The sequence below is a fragment of the Bradyrhizobium sp. 215_C5_N1_1 genome (genome assembly GCF_052075935.1).
In the GTDB taxonomy this organism is placed as follows: Bacteria; Pseudomonadota; Alphaproteobacteria; order Rhizobiales; family Xanthobacteraceae; genus Bradyrhizobium; species Bradyrhizobium barranii.
Genome location: NZ_CP197228.1, coordinates 1,638,584 through 1,660,541 on the forward strand (window position 1 = coordinate 1,638,584; position 21,958 = coordinate 1,660,541).

Consider the following 21,958-nt stretch of genomic DNA (forward strand, 5'->3'; position numbering starts at 1 on the left):
TCACTAAACAAATCGAGCTTGGCTGAATCCCTAAGAATCCAGGCAGGCGCGAGGAAACGTCCGTTTAGTCGTTCAGCCCGTGAAGGACTGTATCGCTCTGCTCGAAGCATTCGAGCGGGTTGGAGAGTCGCGCCATGTCGATGGCCGGCCCCACTGGGAGGGAAAGCGTTATGAAACAGACAGTAAAGGCGCTTCTTACTACGTTCGGAGTTCTCGCATCCGCGCTCGGTGTCGGAGTGGGGACTACTCCTGCGCATGCGCAGGCCAAGACCATCACGCTGTGCTGGGCCGCGTGGGATCCTGCCAACGCCTTGGTCGAACTGTCGAAGGATTTCACCGCCAAGACCGGCGTCGGCATGAAGTTCGAGTTCGTGCCGTGGACCAACTATGCCGACCGCTTCCTGAACGAGCTCAATTCGCATGGCTCGCTGTGCGATCTCATCATCGGGGATTCGCAATGGATCGGGGGCGCCGCCGAGAACGGTCAGTACGTCAAGCTCAACGATTTCTTCACAAAGGAAGGAATCAGCATGGACGACTACATGCCGGCGACAGTGGTCGGCTATTCCGAGTGGCCGAAGAACAGCCCGAACTATTGGGCGCTGCCCGCCATGGGTGACGCGGTGGGCTGGACCTATCGCAAAGACTGGTTTGCGCGGCCTGAGATCCAGGCGGATTTCAAGGCCAAGTACGGCCGCGATCTCGCCGTGCCGAAGACGCTCGATGAACTGCGCGACATCGCAAAATTCTTCCAGGGCCGCGAGATCGACGGCAAGAAGGTCTATGGCGCTTCGATCTATACCGAGCGGGGCTCGGAAGGCATCACCATGGGCGTGTCGAACTACCTCTATGATTACGGCTTCCAGTATCAGGATCCGAAGAAGCCGTATTCAATGGACGGGTTCGTCAACTCGCCCGGCGCCGTGAAGGGGCTCGAGGCCTACAAGGAGCTCTACAAGTGCTGTACGCCCCCCGGCGCCTCCAACTCCTACATGTCCGAAGGGCTTGATGCGTTCAAGTCGGGGCAAGTCGCGCTGCAGATGAACTTCTTCGCCTTCTTCCCGGGCCTCTACAAGGATCCGAACGTCGGTGGGGACAAGATCGGCTTCTTCAGCAATCCCGCCGGCCCCGCGACCCGGGCGACGCAACTCGGCGGGCAGGGCATCTCGGTCGTTTCTTATTCCAAGAACCAGGCCGAGGCGCTGCAATATATCAAATGGTTCTCCGGTGGAGATGTGCAGAAGAAGTGGTGGGCGCTGGGCGGCTATTCCTGCGCCAAGTCAGTGTTGAACGATCCGGGCTTCCCGAACAGCGCGCCGTTTGCCGGCGAGTTTTTGAAGTCGATGGGAATGGTCGTCGACTTCTGGGCCGAGCCTTCCTATGCCCAACTCCTGCAAGCCGAACAGAAGCGCGTGCATGACTACGTGGTGGCGGACAAGGGCACCGCGCAGGAAGCGCTCGATGGCCTGGTCAAGGACTGGAAGGCGATCTTCAAGGAAGAAGGCAAGAAGTTCTAGGGCAAACGCCTGGAGCGCACGCCGAGCGCGCTCCAGGCTCTCTTCGGTAGAACCCGTAGGCGTCGCATAGTCGACAATCGCGACGCCAGGATTGACCAAGGCCATGAACGATTTGAGCACTTCGTCGCAGATCACCTACCGGGCCGTCCCGATCCGACCAGGCGTGATACGTCGTATCCGCGGCCTTTCGGACCAGGCGCTCGCATGGCTCTTCATCACACCGACGATCGTGCTGCTGCTGGCGATCAATATCTTCCCGCTGGTATGGACGATCTACCTGTCATTTACCAACTACCGCGCCAATCGGCCGAACGCGCCGACGCTATGGCTGGGGACCGATTGGTACCAGTCGATCCTGACCGATCCGGATATCTGGGCGGCAATGCAGGTCACGGCGCATTTCGTGGTTTGGACCGTGCTGATCGAGACTGTGCTCGGATTCGGCCTTGCGTTCCTGATCGACAAGAAATTCCGTGGCCATGGCCTGTGGACCACGATCATTCTGTTGCCGATGATGCTCTCACCAGCGGTTGTCGGCAATTTCTGGACCTTCCTCTATCAGCCGCAGATCGGGCTGTTCAACTACGTGGTCGCCTTCTTCACGGGGCGCGGCGCTTCGTCGTTCCAGATGCTGGGAGACGTGACCCTCAGCCCGTGGGCCATCGTCATCGTCGACGCCTGGATGTGGACGCCTTACGTGATGCTGATTTGCCTGGCGGGGCTGCGGTCGATCCCGGATTACATTTATGAGGCAGCGGAGGTCGACCGCGCGTCGAATTGGCGGCAGTTCTGGTCGATCACGCTGCCGATGGCTCTGCCGTTCATCATGCTCGCGGTGCTCTTTCGCGGGATCGAGAATTTCAAGATGTTCGACATGGTCAACCTCCTGACCGGAGGAGGGCCGGGCTCGACCACGGAAGTCGCTTCGATCACACTGAAGCGCGCAGCCTTTGAGAGTTGGCGAACCGGCTATTCCTCGGCCTTCGCGATCATTCTGTTCGTGACAGTGTTTGGCCTTGCCAACATCTACGTCAAGGCGCTGAACCGGGTGAAAAGCAGATGAGCGCCTCAAATGCAGCCCACTCAGTCGTCGAACCGTCGACCGGCACTCGCCGCTTTGCCGGCCTGCTCGTCATACTCTATGCCATCATAACGATGGTTCCGCTGATATGGATCGTGCTCACCTCGTTCAAGTCGCCTGACGATGCGATCTCCTATCCGCCGAAGGTCCTCTTCAAGCCCTCCCTTGAAGGCTATTGCAATGTCTTCACAACACGCTCGCGTCAAACTCAGGAGTTTATCCAGACGCTGGGGCCGCCGCAGGGGCTTTGTGACAACATCGCGCGCAGCCGCAACATGGTTGTCGCCGGGCCGTCGAACTACGTGCCGCGCTTCATCAACTCGCTGATCATCGCCTTTGGCTCGACGGTGCTTGCCGTCGCGCTCGGTACGCTCTCGGCTTATGGTTTTTCGCGCTTCCGCGTGCCTCTCAAGGACGACCTCCTGTTCTTCATTCTGTCGACCAGAATGATGCCGCCAATCGCGGTCGCGATCCCGATCTACCTGATGTACCGGACCGTCGGGCTATCGGATACCCGTCTCGGGATGATCCTGCTCTACACTTCGGTGAACGTCTCGCTCGCTGTCTGGCTACTCAAGGGCTTCATCGACGAAATCCCGCGTGAATACGAAGAAGCGGCAATGATCGATGGCTATACGCGCTTTCAGGCGTTCGTGAAGGTGGTTCTACCGCAGGCGACGACGGGGATCGCGGCGACGGCGATTTTCTGCCTTATTTTTGCGTGGAACGAATACGCCTTTGCTGTGCTTCTGACCTCTGGCAACGCTCAGACCGCGCCCCCATTCATTCCGATCATCATTGGCGAAGGCGGCCAGGATTGGCCGGCCGTAGCCGCCGGCACGACGATCTTTCTTGTGCCGATCGTCGTGTTCACGGTGCTGCTTCGCAAGCATCTTCTGCGCGGGATTACCTTTGGGGCCGTTCGCAAATGAACCTTGATGTGAACACGTCAACGCCGCACGCCAGCCTGACGAGCAGAATGTTGCGGCGCGGTCCGCTCGAGGCCATCGCGACGGCGATCATTGCCGCAGGCGTGGTCATGCTGATGCAGCCGTTTTTTCTAACGCTTTATTCCTGGTCTTTCGCGGTCACTCTCTTTGGGACGGTGATGTTCATGATCGTCTCGAAGGTCCGGGAGTAGCGCTCGATGGCACAGATCAGGGTCGAAGCGCTCAACAAATCCTTTGGAGAGTTTCACGCAGTCAAGGGCGCGAGCTTTACGGTGGATGACGGACAGTTCCTTTGTCTGCTTGGGCCGTCCGGCTGCGGCAAAACGACAACGCTACGGATGATTGCAGGACTGGAATTGCCGACATCCGGCACGATCAGGCTCGACGGTGAGGACGTGACGATGAACCGTGCCTCGGCGCGAGATATCGCCTTCGTCTTCCAGCTATTTGCGCTCTATCCGCACATGAATGTCCGGCGCAATATCGGCTTTCCGCTTAAATGCGAGGGCATCGGAGCCGCGGAGTGCGACCGGCGCGTGGTGGAGGCCGCTCGGATCCTGCGTATCTCCCACCTCCTTGATCGGTCGGTTTCGACCCTCACCGGCGGCGACCGTCAGCGCGTCGCGCTTGGGCGGGCGATCGTCCGCAAGCCGAAGTGCTTCCTGATGGACGAGCCGCTCGGAGCGCTCGATACCGAGATGCGCGAGGCGATGATCCAGGAATTGCGCGCGCTGCATGACCGGCTTGGCGCGACCACCGTTTACGTCACGCATGATCAACTGGAGGCCATGGCAATGGCGGACCTGATTGCGGTGATGAACAACGGCGTGGTCGAGCAGATTGCGAGTCCGCGCGACATTTATGACCGGCCTGTTTCGCTCTTCGTCGCGGACTTTATCGGTTCTCCAGCGATGAATTTCCTGCCGTTTCGCGGCAGCCTGCAAGCCGGGGCGCAGGCGATCCGGCTCGGGGATCGCGACGTTGCGATACCCACCGCACGCGAGGCTCTGGTGGAGAGCGACCTTGTCCTGGGCGTCAGACCCGAGCATGTGCGTTTTTCCGATAGCGGCATGGTGCGGGGCGAGATCTATGGGTCGGAATATCTCGGCACGACGCAGATCGTGACGGTGACGACGCCTTACGGCGCTCTCAAGGCCCGCTCGCCCGCCAGCATGCCCTTTCGGATTGGGATGAATGTCGGGCTCGATTTTCGGCCCGATACGTTGTCGCTCTTCGACCAGGGGTCGGGACGGGCAATACGCACCGCATTGCACGAGGGAGGCAAGCATGGCTGACGTCGAGATCGGGGCGGTCTCCAAGGCGTTTGGCAAGACGCAAGCCGTCGTCGATCTGTCCCTCACCATTGGAGATGGCGAATTCGTTGCGTTGCTGGGGCCGACCGGCGCCGGCAAGACAACGACGCTGCGTCTCGTTGCCGGATTAGAGGCGCCCGACAGCGGCTCGGTCCGCATCGACGGACGCGATGTGACCAGTGATGCGCCGGCGGATCGTGACGTCGCCTTCGTATTCCAGCAATATTCGTTGTACCCGCATCTGACCGTGTTCGAGAACATGGCCTTTGCGCTACGCGCGCCGACTCGGCGCCTGCCGGAGGCCGAAATTCGCGCAAAGGTTGAACAGGTTGCGCGTCTTCTCCATATCGAGGCCAAGCTCCACAGCAAGGCGACCCAGTTGTCGGGCGGGCAGATGCAGCGCGTTGCGATTGGCCGCGCTCTGGTGCGCTCGCCCTCGATCTACCTGATGGACGAGCCGCTTTCTTCGCTCGATGCCAAGCTGCGCGGTGAAATGCGCCTGGAGCTTAAGCGCATCCAGATCGATCTCGGCGCGACGATCCTCTACGTCACCCACGATCAAACCGAGGCTATGACCATGGCATCGCGCATCGGCGTGATGGAGGCCGGGCGGCTGATGCAGATCGGCACGCCGCGCGAAATTTACGAGAACCCGGTCAACGCCTATGTCGCTGCCCGGCTCGGCCAGCCGATGATCAACCTGCTGCCGGCAACTCTATTTGCCGGCGTTCCGCCCGGCGTTAAGACGATTGGCGCTCGTACCGAGCACCTGGCGATCGCACGCAGCGGCGGGGACGTGTCGGCCACCGTCACGCGGGTCGAACATCTCGGCGACCAGAGCCATGTCCATCTCGATCTCGGTGGCCAACCTGTCGTGACGTTGGCGGACCCTGAGGCGAGGTTAGACGTCGGCGACGTCGTGTCGCTACGCCTTAACAGGCCGCTGTTCTTCGATGCGGCCGGCGGGAGGGTCGCGGCATGAGTCTCGATCGGACCTCTAGGGAGAATCTGGTGCGGGCGCTTGCGGAATCGGTGATCCAGCACGCCGACGAACTGACCAGCCTCGACCAGGCGATCGGTGACGGCGATCATGGGCTGAACATGAAACGCGGCTTCGAGGCCGTGCTCGCGACGTTGCCCGGCCTTGCGGACAAGTCTCTGCCAGAAATGCTGAAGTCGATCGGAATGACGCTGGTCATGAAGGTTGGCGGAGCTTCTGGGCCGCTGGTTGGCACCTTCTTCATGGAGTTGGGCAAGGCGCTTCCAGAGCAGCCAACACGCGCGGAGTTTGTCGCGGCTACGGATATGGCAATCAATGCCGTAAAGGCGCGCGGACGCTCGGAGGCAGGACAGAAAACCTTGCTGGATGTCCTGGTGCCCGTGCAAGCGGTATTGGCTGCAGGCGGCGATGCGCGGGCGATTGCGTTAGAAGCGGTGCAGGCGGCCGATCGCACGACGCCGATGCTCGCTATTCGCGGCAGGGCTTCTTTTCTCGGCGAACGCTCCATTGGTCACATGGACCCCGGTTCGCGCTCAACGTCCCTGTTGATCGGGGCTGCAGTCAAAGTATTGGAATTCGAGGCAAGGTCATGAACAATCCAAATGGCGGCAATGTCGGAATCGTTATCGTTTCACATTCCCCCAAGATAGCGGAAGGCGCGGCAGATATGGTGCGCCAGATGGTGGGCAATGCGGTGCCGCTCGCCTGGACCGGCGGCGATGTCGATGGAGGGCTCGGCACGAATGTTGCTGGAATCCTGGAGGCGATCGAGGCGGCGTGGTCCGCAGCAGGTGTGGCTGTGCTCGTTGATCTCGGTGGAGCGGAGACAAATTCCGAGATGGCGGTGGAAATGTTGGCTGAAGATCGAAGGGCGCGCGTCGTCGTCTGCAATGCTCCGGTGGTCGAAGGAGCGGTGATTGCAGCGACGGAATCCTCGGGTGGCTCATCGCTCGCAGCCGTCAAGCGTAGCGCGGAGGAATTCTATGCATGATGCCCACGCCAGCCGGGCAGGTGAGACGTCGGTGCCGCTGACCGCCTCGGCGGTTCTCGTCAACAAGGTCGGACTTCATGCGCGGCCGTCGGTCAAGCTCACGCAGTGTGCGAAGAGGTTTGCCGCAAAGATCGAACTCGCCCTCTCTGGAGACGGGCCTTGGACGGATGCCAAGAGTCCGGTGAAGGTGATGCGTGTAAAAGCTCCGCAGGGGGCGACGCTGCATTTCCGGGTCGCCGGACCGGACGGAGAGGTGGCGCTTGCTGCCATGCTTGCGCTTGTGCATGACGGTTTTGGTGAGGCTTAACGGCAGTGGCAGAGATCCAACTTATCGGCCGTGCCGCATCGCCGGGCCTCGCGTTCGGGCCGGTCGCCGTGCTGACTGCGGCCGTGGCGGGGCGAATGGCGAGCGAGGATCCGGAGCAGGAGGCTGCAGCGCTGCGGGCGGCGATTGGGGGGGCGAGGGCGCAACTCGCCGAGCAGATCAAGACGATTCAGAGTGAGGCGGCAGACATTCTGGAGTTCCAGGCCGCCATGTTGGAAGACGATGCACTCACAGATACGGCATATGAACTTATCGCGATCGGGATCGCTGCCGACCATGCCTGGCGCCGGGCGCTCGACCTAGAGATCGCCGGCTATCGCGCGGCTGAAGATGAATATTTCCGTGCCCGGGCCGTTGATATCGTTGACATCCGCGATCGCGTGCTTGCGCATCTGGGCGGTGTGGATGTTGTCGCCGGAATCGCGGGCGGTTCGATTGTTGCGGCTGAAGATATCACGCCTTCGACCTTTCTTGCGACTGACTGGTCGCAAGGCGGCGCGATCGCGCTGGCCAGTGGCTCACCTTCCTCGCATGTCGCCATGTTGGCGCGTGCGCGCGGGGCGCCGATGGTCGTTGGATTAGGTCCGTTGTCGTGGCATGGACAGCCACCAGTCTTGGCGCTGGTAGACGGCGACGCCGGAAGGGTCATCTTCGATCCGGAGCCGGAGACCATCCGTCTCTTTGAGCTGCGTATGGCGGCTGCGAAGGCCGAACTGGCTGTCGCCGAGGAGACCAGCCTTGCGCCTGCCTTCGTCGCCAATGGTCGGCGGATAGCGGTTCTGCTCAATGTCGCCGGGCCTGAAGACCTTGCAAACCTTGATTCCGCAATTTGCGACGGCATCGGCCTTGTACGCACGGAATTCCTGTTCGAGGCGGCCCACGGCCTGCCGGACGAGGAAACGCAATACAGGGTCTATCGAGACATTCTCGTCTGGGCCCAAGATAAGCCGGTGACGATCCGGACCTTGGATGCAGGCGGAGACAAGCAGGTTCCCGGTTTGACGGTCGAAGGTGAGAGCAATCCGTTTCTCGGCCTCCGCGGTATCCGCCTCTCGCTCGCGCGGCCGGAGGTGTTTCGCATGCAGCTCCGCGCGCTCTGCCGTGCGGCTGTCCATGGCACGCTGAAAGTGATGTTGCCCATGGTTGCGGTCCCGTCGGAATTGGACCGCGCGAACGAAATACTTGACGCGGAGTTCACAGCCCTCCAAGCGAAAGGAGTTGCCTGTGCTCGCCCGCCGCTCGGCATTATGGTCGAGGTTCCAGCGGCGGCGCTCTGTGCAGCGGATTTTGGCGCTGCATTTTATTCCATCGGTTCGAACGATCTAACCCAGTACACCATGGCGGCGGCGCGCGACATCGGCGCAGTCGCTGACCTCAATGATACCAGCAATCCGGCTGTGCTGGCACTGATAGCCGCGACCGTCGAGGCTGGGCTAAAGCGTGGCGTCGAGGTTTCGCTCTGTGGCGACGCCGCGGCCAACACTCACCTGACGGCGGCGCTGCTCGCGACCGGATTGACAACTCTGTCTGTGTCGCCGATTGCCGTCGCACGGCTCAAGGCCGCAATCGCAAAGGTGAGTTCATGAAGGACGATGTCGGCAAGGACACGCCCGGTGACAAGAATGTCGCAGAATACAAAATAATCCTGCGAAAGGTACTCGACAATCGGCCCTCGGGGACGCGCCTGAAGCTTGCGGCGGCGCTGGGCAAGAATCGTTCGTTCGTGAGTCAAATCACGAATCCGGCTTATCTGGTGCCGATCCCGGCGAAGCATGTCGCGGTCATCTTCGACGTCTGCCATCCGTCCAGCGCCGAGCGTGCGGCATTTCTCGATGCGTATGGCCGCGCGCACCCCGGAAGACTGCGCGCACCCCACCGCGAAGCGCGCACGCGTGTCATTACCGTGACCGTTCCTGAACTTGGTGACGACAAGAAGAATCGTGCGCTCGAGCAGCTCATCGTGGATTTAGCCGCGCAGCTCGCGCGCTTTGCGGAAAGCGTCGGTTAGCCATTGAATCGAACTTTAGACCGGACTGGGAGAACGCTCATGAAAAAGCTGATCAACAGCGCCGATACTGTACTCGAAGAAAGTCTTGACGGCCTCGCCGCAGCGCACGCGGATATCCTGCTTCTCGGCGCCGAGCGCAAATTTGTGCGCCGTCGCACGTTGAAACCGGGCAAGGTCGCGCTGATTTCGGGAGGCGGCTCGGGACATGAGCCGCTGCATGCGGGCTTTGTCGGCCTGGGCATGCTCGACGCGGCTTGTCCTGGCCAGGTCTTCACCTCGCCGACGCCAGATCAGATGATCGAGGCTGCGGAGGCCGTCGACACCGGCGCAGGTGTGCTGTTCATCGTCAAAAACTACGAAGGCGATGTGATGAATTTCACCATGGCAGCCGAGATGGCCGGCCGAGAAGTCGCAAGCGTGGTGACGAACGACGACGTGGCGGTCGAAAAGTCGACCTACACGACCGGTCGTCGCGGTGTCGCTGGAACGTTGATCGTGGAGAAAATGGTCGGCGCCGCTGCCGAGACCGGAATGCCGCTTGCCGCGCTCAAGGCGCTCGGCGATGAAGTCAACCGGCGTACGCGCTCGATGGGTGTAGCTCTATTGCCATGCACTGTGCCGGCCGCCGGACGGCCAAATTTCACGTTGGCCGACGATGAAATGGAAATGGGCGTCGGCATTCATGGCGAGCCTGGCCGGCGCAGGGTACCGTTGGCTTCCGCCGATGCGATCGCCGCCGAGGTGCTCGACGCGATCCTGAAGGATCTTGCGCCGAGCAAGGGCAGTGAAGTGCTGCTTCTCATTAACGGATTTGGTGCGACGCCTCTGATCGAACTCTATCTGATGGTCAATGCCGCAAAGCGGACTCTGGATCGCGCGGGGATCACGGTGACGCGCTTCCTGACCGGTTCCTACGTCACATCCCTCGACATGGCCGGTGTCTCGATCACCGTATCTGTGCTCGATCGCAAAGCCACGGCATTATGGGATGCCCCGGTGCAGACCGCAGCTCTGCGTTGGGGCGTCTGATTTCCGCGCGCGGCTCATTTTTTGCTGCAATCGCAAATCTGCGTCGTGTGGGGAGAGGCGTTAGCGGTCTCCTGACTCGTACCCTGACGCCTCATCTTGTCGGTTCTCGCGAGCCGGTCCGCCCGTGCCGGGTGTGCCCGCCGCCTCCCGTTGTGCCCGGAGCGCCGTCATCCGCTATCCGTAGCGGCTTGCCTGTCCCGCGCGACCGGGCGCATCCTCTCTCGCATGGGCAGCAATCGTTCGAGTAGAGGAGCAGAACAGATGAGCGACCTTGTCGTAATTGCATTTCCAACCGAGGCGAAGGCGGAGGAAGTTCGTCAAAAATTGCTGGCCATGCAGAAGGAGTATTTGATCGAACTCGGCGATGCCGTGATCGCGGTGAAAGACAGCAACGGAAACATCAAACTAAATCAACTGATCAATACCACGGCTGCTGGTGCGGCTACTGGCGCCTTTTGGGGCACGCTGATTGGCCTGATCTTTTTGATGCCGCTTGCTGGTGCTGCCCTTGGCGTCGCGTCCGGCACACTCAGCGGATATTTAACGGATGTCGGCATCAACGATAAATGGATGAAAGAGACCGCTGCCGCCGTTCAACCCGGAACCGCAGCGCTCTTCGTACTGGTGCGCAAAGTCACGGCAGACAAGGTTCTTGAGAGGCTAAAAGGCGAAGGCGGCACGGTGCTAAAGACTTCTCTCGACCACACTAAGGAAGCCGCCTTGCAAGCGGCGCTGGCGGAGGTCAAAGCGGCGGTACCGGCGGCTTCGCCTCCTGATTTGCCGGGCGCTTGAAACGATGGCGACCGCCTGCCGACGACCGCTCTCGGCATTACCGCAGCCCTCTCTGGCCCAGTGACGCCGCGCCGGGTGCGGTCATTGGTGCAGTTCCGGGTCCTTTGTGAGGGCCAGAGGCAAGTGCCGGGACCGCGCGACCGCGCCGTATGAATATATTTGCAATTCATCATACCGCGTTAAATTTAGTGCGATCCGTTCACGTGCCTGAGCCCGAGGCACAGCGTTGACCTAGATCAAACCATTGATGGCGGTGACGTTCTTCTGAACGGAGAGGGCCGCCGGGTGAGTGTTCGGCTGGGCTTGTTCTTTAATTCCCAGGATTTTGATCTATTTCGCCAAATGCGTGAGGGATGCAGATGTCGGACAATCCCATCGACGTGATCGAAGCCGCCATTCGCTCCGCCTTCACCAGTTACCCAAAGGAAGACGACCCGGATTGGAGAAGTCCGCACTGGATCAAGTCTGAAGAGTGCACGCACTTGGCACAGGGCATACTGCTGGAATTGCACGCAAACGGATTTGAAATCGTGAAGAGGCAGACCTGATAGATCGGCGGCGGGCCCGCGCAATTGGTCATTTGAAGTGACCAGATCTCGCGACGTGACACAGGCTCGACCCAGGCGGCCAAGGCGCGCCGCTCGACCGGCACCTTGCGGGCGTTACCATTCTTGCCCGTGCGCTTCCCAACTGCGACAGATGTCGCAGTTGATTTCTTTCGCTCGAACCTTCGTTGCGGCATCGCCTCTGCGCCAGTGCCGCCGGCCGCACCGCCTCGACCGCCTCGATCACGCCAGCGGCGCGTGGGAAAGGGAGGGAGAGCTTAAATGGAGCGGGGCTGATGGCAAGAGCGGTCAGACGCGAACCAACGATGCCCCTATTTGCTTTCCGGGGTCCCTCGGAGACCAGGGCCAAACCGGGGGTGATCGATTGTCGCACTTGCGCCACATCGCGCGCCGCCTTTGTGTACGGGACCGCATAAAAATTAAACCAGGAATGCGCGATGGCAAAAATCCTCGTTGGCGTTGTTGCGATGCGCCGAACAACGTACGCTCGGCGAGCGGCTCAGGCTGTATGTCGAAGAGAACTTCCATAATGCTTGAAGAAGTTATCAAGCTTCACTGGTTCGCCGGTATCTCGCCAGAACAGTCTTTTACCGAGGCTGGCCGCCACTGCGAGGCGGTGGTGGCCGCCGATTAAAGTATGGTCATCGGATGCTGTTGCGATGATCTCGCCGTCTTCGTCCACGATTTTCATGTGCTGCCTCCAATCCAGCGTGCGGCCAGGCCGCCGCGATGGTGCGCAATCTATCTAACCTTTTGCGGGCTCTGGGCGTTCCAACCCATGAAGATCACGGCTTCCGTATTCGACATGCGCCACATCGCCGCCCTTTGTGTACCAACTGGCAAGGTACCAACTGGCAAGGCCCGATTGCGGAGGGCGCGCGCCAGCACTCGACGGTCCCGGACCTGGAAGCCGCCCGGCGATGACAAATGGGCAAATTGTTTGTTGTGGATCAATTCCAAGGTGCCCAGACAGTCGTACGCTGCGCCGAAAACGAGGGAGGTTCCACATGGCATCAATCTTCTCGACGCCCCATCCAGAAAAATGCCCTCAATGTGGTTCTGGGTTGGTCCATCTAGAGTGGCGTGAGCGCGTCAATGCCCAAGAAATCCATGACCTTTGGCGCTGCTTTAACTGCAAAAGCGAGTTTGTCACCGCCGCCACTCCTGATGAGAGAGAACCCTCGGTCGTCGAGATAACCAAGCCCTTCTTTACGAGCCTAATAGTCTAATCGACTGGCGTGGCTCGCGCTTTACTTGACGCCTTGACCGCCGACGCGCGCCGTTCGGCGGAGATCGTGCGGCGTGAAGCGCTTGAGGCCCAATAAATCACAGAGCCGGGGCGTCTTGCTCTTGTCCTCGTTCCGGCGCCAAACGCCACTCTTTGCGACGATTGGGCAAATAGGTCCTTGCCGTTACCTACTGTGAGCTTCGTCAGGCAGGATGCGAACGAGCAAGCGCATCCGGTCCTCCACTGGCCCAGGAAACAGGCTAAGGTCGCAGCCCCCATCAAGGGTCAAAAGGACAAGCTCGATGACCACAATCAAGTTCTTGGCGACTGGATTGATCGCGATCACCGTCCTTACAACGACCGCCGTGGCTCGCGAGAAATTCGCAGCCGGGCCAACGCGCATCACGGTGTACGGCAAGCCCTGTCATATATTCAATACCGGCCCCGGCGGCTGCTGGATTGTCTGGGAGGGCATTCCAATATGGTTCGGTCCGTCGGTCCGGGGCGTGCCCGGTCGCATTTGCGACAATGGCGACAATCCGAGGATATGTTGAGATGCGGACGATAGGAGGTGCGCAGCGGTATCCGAGGCAATCGCTGCGCGGTTCGGCCCTCGGCGGCGTCGGTCAGCGCGGTGGCGGCGAGAAGTACGCGCGGGTGCTTGTGCTCGCGTTTTGGCACCGTCTCGCTGAAGTGCCGGATCGCATCGGGCAACGTGATGAGCTCGGTGCCGCTGGGCAGCACGATCCGAGTGTCAAAGCGGCGTAAGCAACCATCGGATTCAGCCATGCTGACGCCAGTCCGACGGTATCCGTTCGCCGCAATCAAAGCGCGCGTATTTCTCGCGAGTCCACGCCTCATGAACGCGCGAGGCCCGGAAATTGGCCTCTGTGCTTTTGGGCAGATATTCGCTCCATGCCACCTCGAACGCCGCACGGGAGCCGCCTCGAACGACGGCGCCGAGCCTTTGCAGTGCTCGCCGGGCTTCGAGCCGGGATAGAAGCCGCACTGCCATTGCCAAACCTCGGACGAGTCTGGGGTTTCCGACGGCTTTGCTATGCTGCCGACGTGATGTCGTCAGAGTGGATGTGCCAGCAATCGCTGCGGTGCGGATCGCGCCGGCGGGTGAGGACGGGCATAGGCGCATTTAAGCGGGGCCGGCAAGGTGCGGCGACCCGGATTGGCCGCGCCCGCTACTGGTCGAACGGCCCCTTCCAATCTGTAAAGTCGTATACGGCCCACCATCGATGCAGTGTCTGCCCGCACGCTTTGCAATCGAAGCGCCCGCTTGCCACGACCGGCCGCCTTATTTGGATAGCGCTGTGAAGCGCCCCGCAAAACAAGCAACTAAAAAAGACACGCATTGGTCATCGATCCCCGGTCGAAGTGCACCCCGTGCGTTGGGCCAACTGGGTCGCCATAGTAAAAAGGGCAGTTTGTATCTTGGCAGTTCAGGCCAAATATTTGTGAGTTCGCGCCAACGAGGGTCCTTGGTCGCGATGCGGCGCGGTGGGCCCAGGGTGCAGTGAGTGCACATAATTCACAAAGGACAAAAGGCCCGGCTGGGCCGGGCCCCATTGCACGCCACTCGCGTCGGTGACTTGTGAATTCAGAGGCCAAAGGACCAACCGATTGCGAGACGCTGGCTCACTGGCGAATCAGTACCGTAATTTGTCGACACAATTGAGGCCAACGACGGTCGTCCCCGAGCATCTCAAGCTCGGCACTCTGCGGCAGTCGCGGCCATGGCAGCGATCCTCACGGCCTATCCCTTCGGCGGCTGCAATTCCCCAGCAAACCACCTGGCGACCTCGGGCGACGTGATCGGATCGGCTTCCTCGCAATGCAAGCATGTCGGCCGGAGTGGGCCCTTGCCATCCGGTCGCGCTATCAGGACTAGCGGCTTGCCGCAACGCGCACAATTTAAGGTTTTAGATATCCCGTCCATCGCCTCATTATGGCGCGTGGAACCGGAGAGTCCAGATATTGATGGCGAGCTCCGCGACTGACACGCACACAAATTCGCGAACGCCTCATCAGGCTACCGCATCGTCCAGCCACAGTTCGAGCAGCGCGCGATCTGCGTCGCATCCCCTCGGCCGCCAAGAGCACCTGGGCGCGCGCAGGCGCGGCATGCACCGGCGGCAGGTCGGTGCCGGCGAGCGGCGGCACGGTTTTCGGCAACGAATACTTTCCTGACCTCTCGGCGAGCAGGAAGTCGATCCGTGTCCGAACCGCAAACGAGGAAATTGAACTTTGTCTGATACTACAATTTAGCGAGTTTACCTTTAGCTAGAGTGTACGCGAATGGCGGAGCCTAAGCCGACCTCGCCGAAAGAAAGCTGCCACAAAATGAAGACTGCTTCGGACTCATACTCCTGCAGGAGGTGATTTTGGCAACTACACTTGGGGATGTCCTCTACAGGTTTTTCTGGGCGGTAGAGCAAGCATGGATGACGCTTATTGCGGCTGGCTTCGCCTGGGATCGAATCAACATCTATCTAGCAATGGTTGGCCTGGGCCTAGCGGCGGCGTCTTGGCTGATCGGGTACGCGCTTCGATACGTTCTCACGGGCGGAGATGATGTCATGTCGAAATTGAAGAGAGACAGTTGAATAAAGGCCACTTCAGTTGGTAGCTTCTGGACGTCGCCTGTTGGCGGCCCTTAGAACGAGCTGACACCGGCCTCAAACGGCAAAGCGACGCGGATCACTCCATCCGGAACAGCCTCGAAGCCTCTTCTGCGCCGAAAAAGGCCAACTTGGAATGATCACATCAGGTTCACGCGCCTGAAGCTTTACTGGGCCATTGCCGAGGTGTTGCTCTTGCGAAGTCTGTCGAGGTCCTCATCAACCGCCAGAGCCATCGGCGTATTCCGCGGCGTCATCCGGTACGTCTGCAAAGAGGGTGCGGCCGCGACCAAAGCGGGCCACGCCGCCTCGGCGTCGGCGGCATGGCCGGTACGAATAAGCGACGATAGCCAGACCGCCTTGCAGACACCTATCGCAGGTGTTCGATCCATACATTCGCGGGCGAAACGCAGCGCATCCTCGTAATCCTGCACGGAATAGCGCAGCCTTGCCCCGTAGAGCGCGTAGTGTGCTGGGCGTACCGGGTTCCAGGAGATCGCCTTCTCGAAGGCTTCAATCGCTGCCTGGGTTCGACCGGCATAATGCAATGCACCGGCAAGGACGACCCAGTTGTCCGGATCGCCAGGGCCGAGCTCGATCGCCCGCTCGGCCGCGCTCACCGCTGACTCAGGGTCCTGACCTGCGTCGGTTACTAAGGAAAGCACTCGCCACGAACTGGCACGCAGCGGGTCCAGCGCAATCGCGCGCCTGACGTCGGCGATCGCCTGCGGCAAGTCCTGATGACTGAGCCCAGGATCGTGATGGCCAAAAATCAGCATCTTCTTCACCAGTCCGAGTCCCGTCCACGCGGGCGCGTAGTTCGGATCAAGGCGGACCGCCAGTTCGAGTTCCTGCCGCGCTTGGCGGAGGCTCTCGGAACTTGGTGCCATGGTCAGCGCAAGCGTGCGCAGCACGCGCGCATGCACATCAAGCGAGGCCGGCGCGCGGCTCCGTAACGCCGCCCGGTCCGACTCGCGCACGGTTGCACCAAGCGAGGCGCTGATCCGAGAGATCAACGTTTCAGTAACGTCGGGCAGGTCCTGCGCAGTGGGCTCGAACCGGCCGCTCCAGACGATGCGGTTGTTGCCGGAATCGATCAATTGCACGTGGAGCTGCAGCCGGTCGCCGCGTCTCTCTGCGCTGCCATCCACAAGGTAGCGAGCGCGGGTCATCGCGGCGATCTGGGCCGGCGACAGGTTCTTGCCGCTAAGCTCGGCTGTGGCGAGGGTTGAGACGATGTGCAGGTCGGGGTTGCGCGCAAGTTCGGAGGCAATCATGTAGGCTAATCCGTTGCCGTCCGGACTGCCTTCCTGAGAGGTGTTGAGTACGCGCAGGGGTAGAACCGCAACGTCGGCCACCATCCTGTTGTGTACCTTGGGGGGCCCGGAGCCGGCGCCGAGCAGTAGAAGTTGCCAGACCAGCACGATCGCGACTGCCACCATCGCAAGAGCGGCGGCCAGGCGATAGAATCTTCGCACATCGCGCGGCGCCGTGTCGGCTGCGTCAACGATCAGAAGGTAACCACGTCGTGGCATCGTCCGCACGACTTGCTGCCGGCTGTCACCGAGCGCGCGCCGGATCTCGACCACGCATTGCACGAGCGAGTCGTCGGTGACCGAAACGCCCGGCCACACTCGCGCACCGAGATCGAGTTTTGTAACCAGCTCTCCGGGACGGCGCCCCAATTCAAGCAACACTGCCAGAGCCTGAGGCCGCAGCTCAACGGCCTGGCCGTGCCGGTCAAATAACTGCGCCTGATCCAAATTGAGCGTGTATCCGTTCAGCCGCAGGCAGGTCATGCGCACACCTCCCGCCATTGATCTTAGCGGACCGGAAAGTGCGTCTCAAGGCAGCGGCAGAGCCCGATTTCGTCCTTTATCGTGCCTTTTCGTACGGTTTTCCCGCAGACCTGCACTACGTTGACAACCGGAGAGCCGCTGCCCTGAGCCCGCGGTAACCGAATAACGCGATGCCGAGAAAGCTGCACCGCGCTCACAGGGCGCGAAGTGTGTGTCCAGTGCGCAACAGTAAACGGTGGTCTCTTTCTTCTCGCGAGATTGCAAATGCGGAAGAGGTTTTCGATAGCCATCACAGCGGGAAGGGCGCATTGCGGCGGAGTCGACCGTCATTCGCGCGCGCGCCGGGGCAGCCGTTACTTCGTTGTGGCGATACTGTGCGCGGCCTGCATCGTTCAGTTCGCAACCAATCCAGCGCGGGCTCAATGCACGGCTCGCGATGTCTTGCAAAACCAGCTGAAGCTCAAGACGCGCCCCGCCGAAGTGTCCCAGCAACTCATTCAGTCCGGCCGCGATGTGGCGACATGGAAGACCATCACCATTGGTACCTTCGCTGATCCGCTTGGACTGCGCAATAAACTGGACGGCATGGGCTGCGGTATCGGTGGGCAGGCCGCTGAAATACTTGCTCGACCGACATTCATGCTTGGCTCTCGCACGACAGACGTGGAGCTTGTCCTCGTATCGCCAGCCCAGCTTGGATTCACGTCCGATACTGTGACCTTGGCCGATGTTTACGCGCGTGCTCGACAGCTCGGCTTCGAACTCGCGGCAGCCGAAGTCGGTCCGCAATTGCGCATCCAATATCTTGACCAGCCTATCGGCGAATTTCTCATCATCGGAATGGAGCCAATCAAGACGTGGAGTGGCGAGCCGATGGTTCTGAATGTAGCAAATGGCGGCGCCGGATTGATCCTCATCGGCCAGGACGGCAAAGCCGCCTCCGAAATACATGTGACATCTCGGTTCGTCTTCGCGCGCTCGCATCAATCCGCACCCGGCACTGGACCGATCGATCAGGCAGCGGCGTTTCTGCCACCATGAAGAGGAACCAGCAGCGAGGCCACCATGCTTCATCGTGTCTCCATCGCAGCGGCATTGATCGCCGGAGTGATCGCCGGAGGTGAAGTCGCCAACACGGCCGCCCTCAATTCGGGGTACCGAGTGGTTGCCGGCAGCGAGCAGCCATCGGTTGATGTCGAACTCGTTCTTGCTGTTGATGTCTCCTATTCAATGGATCCTGGCGAGCTTTTGCTTCAGCGCGAGGGTTACGCGGAGGCTATCGTTTCCAACGAATTTCTCCAGGCGCTCAAGGCCGGGCCGAACCGAAGGTTGGCCCTGGTCTATGTGGAATGGTCTGGACCGAACGATCAGAAAATCATCGTGCCGTGGAGATTGATCGACAGCCGCGAATCTGCAGCTGTGGTGGCGGCGGAAATCGCGAAAGCGCCGGTTCGCACGGGCTCACGCACCTCGATCTCTGGCGCGATAAATTTCGCATTGCCGCTGTTCGATGCGGATCCGTATCGTGGACTGCGGCGTGTGATCGACGTTTCCGGCGATGGCGTGAACAACGACGGAAGCCCAGTTACCATCGCACGTGATGCGGCGCTGGCAAGGGGCATTACCATCAACGGATTGCCGATCATGCTCGAAGGAAGGCTTCCGTCGCAAATGGACATCGACGACCTCGATCTCTATTACGAGGATTGTGTGATTGGCGGGTCAGGCTCGTTTATGGTGACGATCAGAAGCCGTGATGGGTTCAAGGAGGCGATCCGAACAAAGCTCGTGCTCGAGGTTGCCGGCGGCGTGCCCAGGGACCGGATCGTTTCGGTGACCGAAAGGGAGCCGCGAATATCCTGCCTTATTGGTGAGGCAATATGGGCGAAACGAAGCCGGTGGTGAGCGCTTCGGTACCTTTTGGAAGGCGCACAGTTCGATCCGCGTTGAACGAGCGTAGTACGTCTGCTCATGGCCCTCAGCCGACATAATTGGCGTTATGGCTGACTTCCGCTTTACCGGAGATGTCCGACTTCATCATCAAATGCGGAAACCGCTTCCGTCGACCGGAAAGGCAAGGATCGTGGATGCTGTCACCTCCCACTCATCAGCAGGCGAGCTTGCCTGACACCCTCGCGGGCCGTGCACGAACGAAAAGAGCACGTATCCGGTGTGGTCGTCGCGCTGGGGGTAGCGAAGCACGCTCCGTGCTGTTGTATTGGCGCGGCAGCTTCGGGCCTGGTGACCCGGAACGGACCTCGTCAAGCGAACGCGGCCGTTGCAGACGATCGGTACAGCGCGTACCGTCGCCGATGCCGATACAAGGAGCCCCAATGACTGATCGAGAAAAGATTCTGATTGCCCTTGGCGAAAAGCCTCTGAAGGTTTTCGAAATCATGAAGCGCGTGAACATAAAGCATGAGGACGATTGCCAATCGCTCTTGTTGAAGATGCGTGACGACGGCGCCGTGAAGTTCGATATTCACAAGGGATATTGGCTCGCTGTCTGACAATTTTCGCTTGATCACCAGCGGCTGGTAGAGTTGCTTGCAAGTTTCCTTAGCGAAGAGAAGACTAGCCGCGTTCAACGACACTCTGAGTCAATGTGGCGCCAGTTTCGACTGAGGCATGGCGCGTGGAACATCACCGACGTCGTCAAGATCGGGCGCCTGGCCGTAGCCCATGCGTTTCATCTGTTCGTGGACCTGTGCCATTTCGGTCTCGCTGAGGCGCGGAGGTTCGCCGATCGCCAGCGCGTGGACATACATCTTCGCCAGGGTCTCCACCTCCACGGCAAGCCAAAGCGCCTTTTCAAATGTCTGCGCCGTTACGATCAAGCCATGATGGCCGAGCAAGCAGGCATTTCGTCCTTCGAGCGCATCGACGGCATAATCCGACAGCGCTTGTGTGCCGAAGCAGGCATAAGGCGAACAACGGATATCGTTGCCACCGGCTACCGCGACCATGTAGTGGAAGCAGGGAATGCCACGCTCGTGCACGGCGAGAATGGTGCTGAAGGTGGAATGCGTATGAAGCACGACGTTTATGTCGTCCCGCGCTCGCAGAATATCGCGATGAAAACGCCATTCTGAAGAAGGGCGATGGTTGCCCTGGTAATTCGCGGCAAAATCCATCGCGACAATGTCTTCTGGCCGCATGTGCTCGTAGGGCAAGCTTGTCGGTGTGATTAGCATGCCGTTTGGAATCCGGTGCGAAAGATTGCCGGAAGTCCCTTGGTTGAGACCGTTTCGGTTCATCTCCTTGCAGGTATCGACGATGCCCTGGCGGAGATCGGCATGATTGCGGTCTGTCATGATGGGTGCTCCGAAAAAGAAATCCAGGATTGATAGGCGGCGGAAAGGGTGCGTTTGCACTCATCCTCGCCGAGCGGCGTGACAGCTTCAAGCACCACGCTCGAAACCGGAATCGTACGCGAAAATCTCCGCCACAGCAGCGCCGCGCCGAGCGCCGTTCCATCCCGAGATTGGCTCACCGAGACGCTCTGCGATGGCCGCAACGCGGCCAGAGCGCGCGCGAAGGGCAGGTTGGCGGCGAAGCCACCGTCGATGACGATGTGTTTCGAGCTGCCAAGCGCATCTAGACAGCGGTTTGCACTGAATGCGGCGTAGAGGACTGCCAACCCCTGCCATTCGGCTGGCGTCTCGGGCCGCGGTCCGATAATGCGTCCGCGGTGAGCTGCACCGGGGAACAGTCCGTCATCCCCAACGAAGGAGGGGAGTGCCAGGGTTCCAAGGGCCAGTAGACTCGGCAATGCGGTGAGGACGGCTGCATCAGAAGCGTCGTGGTCTCTGCTGATCAAGTCGTATTCGCGGCCTGTCGCGATCAGCGTGGAGGGTACGTTCTCACCGTCGACATCGATATTGAGCACCATGCCGCGTGTGGCGTCGAGCTTGTCTAGCGCGAGGCCGCGCTGAAAGCCGATCATCCAGGTGCCGGTTGATAGGATCGAGGTATCGGCCATGCCGGCGGCCTTGTAGCGGAACAGGTTGGCGTTGGAATCATGCACGCCGCAGAGGATTTCGGTCGAGCGCGCCAGGCCGGTACGCTTGGCTACGGCCTCCGAAACCCTCCCTAGCACCGCACCGGCGGATGCCCGCTCCGGCAGAAGACGGTCCCAGCCGCGCTTGCGCATCAGGGAGGAAGGCTGATGGTGGCAAAGGTCCCAGATATGGCTCTGAGCCGCGAGCTGTGAAATTTCACTTGCAGCACACCCGCCGAGCCGCAAGGCGAAATACTGCGCAGTCGTAAGATAGATTTTCGCGCGGGCGAATTCGGCGGGATATGCGCTTTCCTGCCAGAGCAATTGCTTGCCGAGCCGCATCGCGCCGCTGATACCGCAAAACACTTCATCATAGGCAGGCGCAATCCGGGCGTAGGCCTGGTCGATCTCAGGCGGCGAGACCGCATCATAGTCCATCATCGGCAGCACTGGCTCGTCACCTTCGACAAGAACGGCGCCACACCCATGCGCGGTCGCGATCACCGCGCCGATGGTGTGGCGTTGCGTCACCACGGCCAAAGTGTCGAGGAACCACTCTTCCAGCCCGGCAAGATCATAGGCGAGGTATGGTCCTGCCGTGGTCGGCACATTCGGGATCGAAAGTGTTTCGAGCGGCCAGCCGTCCTCACTCGCGACCAGCAGTTTCAGATTCGTCTTGCCAATGTCGAGAACCGCGATCCGGGGAGAGGCTTCCGATCTTGTCATCGT

The 21,958-nt window shown here is 60.4% G+C and carries 22 protein-coding genes; 18 read left to right on the top strand and 4 right to left on the bottom strand.

Annotation, left to right across the window (positions count from 1 at the left end):
• Positions 1-170: 170 nt before the first annotated feature.
• The 14 genes from AB7G19_RS07655 to AB7G19_RS07720 all read left to right on the top strand — a co-directional run bounded on the left by AB7G19_RS07655 (position 171) and on the right by AB7G19_RS07720 (position 11,554).
• Entirely contained in the window at positions 171-1,517 is a 1,347-nt protein-coding gene (locus AB7G19_RS07655) for an ABC transporter substrate-binding protein (protein ID WP_063981213.1), read from the top strand.
• A 103-nt stretch (positions 1,518-1,620) separates the two neighbouring features.
• The gene (locus AB7G19_RS07660; protein WP_014492573.1) at positions 1,621-2,580 is read left to right on the top strand and encodes a carbohydrate ABC transporter permease; all 960 of its coding nucleotides are present in this window, start codon (positions 1,621-1,623) and stop codon (positions 2,578-2,580) included.
• Positions 2,577-3,530, top strand: a complete 954-nt coding sequence (locus tag AB7G19_RS07665) for a carbohydrate ABC transporter permease (RefSeq protein ID WP_028150087.1) — start codon at positions 2,577-2,579, stop codon at positions 3,528-3,530. The genes AB7G19_RS07660 and AB7G19_RS07665 overlap by 4 nt, the downstream gene beginning before the upstream one ends.
• Positions 3,527-3,739 (top strand): hypothetical protein, encoded by a 213-nt coding sequence (locus AB7G19_RS07670; RefSeq protein WP_085400589.1) that lies wholly within the window; start codon positions 3,527-3,529, stop codon positions 3,737-3,739. Before AB7G19_RS07665 ends, AB7G19_RS07670 begins: the two co-directional genes overlap by 4 nt.
• Before the next feature lie 6 nt (positions 3,740-3,745).
• A complete protein-coding gene (locus tag AB7G19_RS07675) occupies positions 3,746-4,843 on the top strand; it encodes an ABC transporter ATP-binding protein (protein WP_063981215.1) in 1,098 nt (365 codons plus the stop codon).
• A complete protein-coding gene (locus AB7G19_RS07680) occupies positions 4,836-5,843 on the top strand; it encodes an ABC transporter ATP-binding protein (protein ID WP_354080112.1) in 1,008 nt (335 codons plus the stop codon). The genes AB7G19_RS07675 and AB7G19_RS07680 overlap by 8 nt, the downstream gene beginning before the upstream one ends.
• Positions 5,840-6,454 (top strand): dihydroxyacetone kinase subunit DhaL, encoded by a 615-nt coding sequence (gene dhaL / locus AB7G19_RS07685; protein WP_063981217.1) that lies wholly within the window; start codon positions 5,840-5,842, stop codon positions 6,452-6,454. Before AB7G19_RS07680 ends, dhaL begins: the two co-directional genes overlap by 4 nt.
• Positions 6,451-6,852 carry a dihydroxyacetone kinase phosphoryl donor subunit DhaM gene (dhaM, locus tag AB7G19_RS07690; protein WP_028150082.1) on the top strand — a complete coding sequence of 134 codons (402 nt, stop codon included), beginning with the start codon at positions 6,451-6,453 and terminating at the stop codon, positions 6,850-6,852. Before dhaL ends, dhaM begins: the two co-directional genes overlap by 4 nt.
• Positions 6,845-7,159 (top strand): HPr family phosphocarrier protein, encoded by a 315-nt coding sequence (locus AB7G19_RS07695; protein WP_028150081.1) that lies wholly within the window; start codon positions 6,845-6,847, stop codon positions 7,157-7,159. Before dhaM ends, AB7G19_RS07695 begins: the two co-directional genes overlap by 8 nt.
• A gap of 5 nt (positions 7,160-7,164) precedes the next feature.
• Positions 7,165-8,763 (top strand): phosphoenolpyruvate--protein phosphotransferase, encoded by a 1,599-nt coding sequence (ptsP, locus tag AB7G19_RS07700; protein ID WP_063981219.1) that lies wholly within the window; start codon positions 7,165-7,167, stop codon positions 8,761-8,763.
• Entirely contained in the window at positions 8,760-9,185 is a 426-nt protein-coding gene (locus tag AB7G19_RS07705; RefSeq protein WP_038932448.1) for a hypothetical protein, read from the top strand. The genes ptsP and AB7G19_RS07705 overlap by 4 nt, the downstream gene beginning before the upstream one ends.
• A gap of 39 nt (positions 9,186-9,224) precedes the next feature.
• Positions 9,225-10,214 carry a dihydroxyacetone kinase subunit DhaK gene (dhaK, locus tag AB7G19_RS07710; RefSeq protein WP_085400593.1) on the top strand — a complete coding sequence of 330 codons (990 nt, stop codon included), beginning with the start codon at positions 9,225-9,227 and terminating at the stop codon, positions 10,212-10,214.
• 261 nt (positions 10,215-10,475) lie between these two features.
• Positions 10,476-11,006, top strand: coding sequence for a DUF1269 domain-containing protein (locus tag AB7G19_RS07715; RefSeq protein ID WP_028150077.1), 531 nt, complete (start codon positions 10,476-10,478; stop codon positions 11,004-11,006).
• 359 nt (positions 11,007-11,365) lie between these two features.
• A complete protein-coding gene (locus AB7G19_RS07720; RefSeq protein WP_223153873.1) occupies positions 11,366-11,554 on the top strand; it encodes a hypothetical protein in 189 nt (62 codons plus the stop codon).
• Between the two features lie 517 nt (positions 11,555-12,071).
• On the opposite strand, the gene AB7G19_RS07725 is transcribed toward AB7G19_RS07720, so the two are convergent.
• Complete coding sequence (locus AB7G19_RS07725) at positions 12,072-12,263, bottom strand: hypothetical protein (RefSeq protein ID WP_028150075.1); 192 nt, start codon at positions 12,261-12,263, stop codon at positions 12,072-12,074.
• 839 nt (positions 12,264-13,102) lie between these two features.
• Here AB7G19_RS07725 and AB7G19_RS07730 point away from each other — a divergent pair.
• Positions 13,103-13,354, top strand: coding sequence for a hypothetical protein (locus AB7G19_RS07730; RefSeq protein ID WP_135215647.1), 252 nt, complete (start codon positions 13,103-13,105; stop codon positions 13,352-13,354).
• A gap of 2,243 nt (positions 13,355-15,597) precedes the next feature.
• On the opposite strand, the gene AB7G19_RS07735 is transcribed toward AB7G19_RS07730, so the two are convergent.
• A complete protein-coding gene (locus tag AB7G19_RS07735) occupies positions 15,598-17,229 on the bottom strand; it encodes a winged helix-turn-helix domain-containing tetratricopeptide repeat protein (RefSeq protein WP_161495776.1) in 1,632 nt (543 codons plus the stop codon).
• 264 nt (positions 17,230-17,493) lie between these two features.
• Here AB7G19_RS07735 and AB7G19_RS07740 point away from each other — a divergent pair, with 264 nt between their 5' ends.
• The 3 genes from AB7G19_RS07740 (at position 17,494) to AB7G19_RS07750 (ending at position 19,739) form a co-directional block, all read left to right on the top strand.
• Entirely contained in the window at positions 17,494-18,270 is a 777-nt protein-coding gene (locus AB7G19_RS07740) for a hypothetical protein (protein ID WP_085399572.1), read from the top strand.
• A gap of 24 nt (positions 18,271-18,294) precedes the next feature.
• Positions 18,295-19,134 (top strand): DUF1194 domain-containing protein, encoded by an 840-nt coding sequence (locus tag AB7G19_RS07745; RefSeq protein WP_085399573.1) that lies wholly within the window; start codon positions 18,295-18,297, stop codon positions 19,132-19,134.
• Between the two features lie 428 nt (positions 19,135-19,562).
• Positions 19,563-19,739: a hypothetical protein gene (locus tag AB7G19_RS07750; RefSeq protein WP_166102911.1), complete on the top strand. Its 177-nt coding sequence runs from the start codon at positions 19,563-19,565 to the stop codon at positions 19,737-19,739.
• 90 nt (positions 19,740-19,829) lie between these two features.
• Here AB7G19_RS07750 and AB7G19_RS07755 read toward each other — a convergent pair whose 3' ends face one another.
• Positions 19,830-20,543: a class II aldolase/adducin family protein gene (locus AB7G19_RS07755; RefSeq protein ID WP_085399574.1), complete on the bottom strand. Its 714-nt coding sequence runs from the start codon at positions 20,541-20,543 to the stop codon at positions 19,830-19,832.
• Positions 20,540-21,955, bottom strand: coding sequence for an FGGY-family carbohydrate kinase (locus AB7G19_RS07760; RefSeq protein WP_085399575.1), 1,416 nt, complete (start codon positions 21,953-21,955; stop codon positions 20,540-20,542). Before AB7G19_RS07760 ends, AB7G19_RS07755 begins: the two co-directional genes overlap by 4 nt.
• Positions 21,956-21,958: the final 3 nt, after the last annotated feature.

Excerpts from the sequence above, each read along its gene's own strand:
- AB7G19_RS07655 (WP_063981213.1), top strand. The coding sequence starts at position 171 with ATGAAACAGACAGTAAAGGCGCTTCTTACTACGTTCGGAGTTCTCGCA.
- AB7G19_RS07660 (WP_014492573.1), top strand. The coding sequence starts at position 1,621 with ATGAACGATTTGAGCACTTCGTCGCAGATCACCTACCGGGCCGTCCCG.
- AB7G19_RS07665 (WP_028150087.1), top strand. The coding sequence starts at position 2,577 with ATGAGCGCCTCAAATGCAGCCCACTCAGTCGTCGAACCGTCGACCGGC.
- AB7G19_RS07670 (WP_085400589.1), top strand. The coding sequence starts at position 3,527 with ATGAACCTTGATGTGAACACGTCAACGCCGCACGCCAGCCTGACGAGC.
- AB7G19_RS07675 (WP_063981215.1), top strand. The coding sequence starts at position 3,746 with ATGGCACAGATCAGGGTCGAAGCGCTCAACAAATCCTTTGGAGAGTTT.
- AB7G19_RS07680 (WP_354080112.1), top strand. The coding sequence starts at position 4,836 with ATGGCTGACGTCGAGATCGGGGCGGTCTCCAAGGCGTTTGGCAAGACG.
- dhaL (WP_063981217.1), top strand. The coding sequence starts at position 5,840 with ATGAGTCTCGATCGGACCTCTAGGGAGAATCTGGTGCGGGCGCTTGCG.
- dhaM (WP_028150082.1), top strand. The coding sequence starts at position 6,451 with ATGAACAATCCAAATGGCGGCAATGTCGGAATCGTTATCGTTTCACAT.
- AB7G19_RS07695 (WP_028150081.1), top strand. The coding sequence starts at position 6,845 with ATGCATGATGCCCACGCCAGCCGGGCAGGTGAGACGTCGGTGCCGCTG.
- AB7G19_RS07705 (WP_038932448.1), top strand. The coding sequence starts at position 8,760 with ATGAAGGACGATGTCGGCAAGGACACGCCCGGTGACAAGAATGTCGCA.
- dhaK (WP_085400593.1), top strand. The coding sequence starts at position 9,225 with ATGAAAAAGCTGATCAACAGCGCCGATACTGTACTCGAAGAAAGTCTT.
- AB7G19_RS07715 (WP_028150077.1), top strand. The coding sequence starts at position 10,476 with ATGAGCGACCTTGTCGTAATTGCATTTCCAACCGAGGCGAAGGCGGAG.
- AB7G19_RS07720 (WP_223153873.1), top strand. The coding sequence starts at position 11,366 with ATGTCGGACAATCCCATCGACGTGATCGAAGCCGCCATTCGCTCCGCC.
- AB7G19_RS07725 (WP_028150075.1), bottom strand. The coding sequence starts at position 12,263 with ATGAAAATCGTGGACGAAGACGGCGAGATCATCGCAACAGCATCCGAT.
- AB7G19_RS07730 (WP_135215647.1), top strand. The coding sequence starts at position 13,103 with ATGACCACAATCAAGTTCTTGGCGACTGGATTGATCGCGATCACCGTC.
- AB7G19_RS07735 (WP_161495776.1), bottom strand. The coding sequence starts at position 17,229 with ATGACCTGCCTGCGGCTGAACGGATACACGCTCAATTTGGATCAGGCG.
- AB7G19_RS07740 (WP_085399572.1), top strand. The coding sequence starts at position 17,494 with ATGCGGAAGAGGTTTTCGATAGCCATCACAGCGGGAAGGGCGCATTGC.
- AB7G19_RS07745 (WP_085399573.1), top strand. The coding sequence starts at position 18,295 with ATGCTTCATCGTGTCTCCATCGCAGCGGCATTGATCGCCGGAGTGATC.
- AB7G19_RS07750 (WP_166102911.1), top strand. The coding sequence starts at position 19,563 with ATGACTGATCGAGAAAAGATTCTGATTGCCCTTGGCGAAAAGCCTCTG.
- AB7G19_RS07755 (WP_085399574.1), bottom strand. The coding sequence starts at position 20,543 with ATGACAGACCGCAATCATGCCGATCTCCGCCAGGGCATCGTCGATACC.
- AB7G19_RS07760 (WP_085399575.1), bottom strand. The coding sequence starts at position 21,955 with ATGACAAGATCGGAAGCCTCTCCCCGGATCGCGGTTCTCGACATTGGC.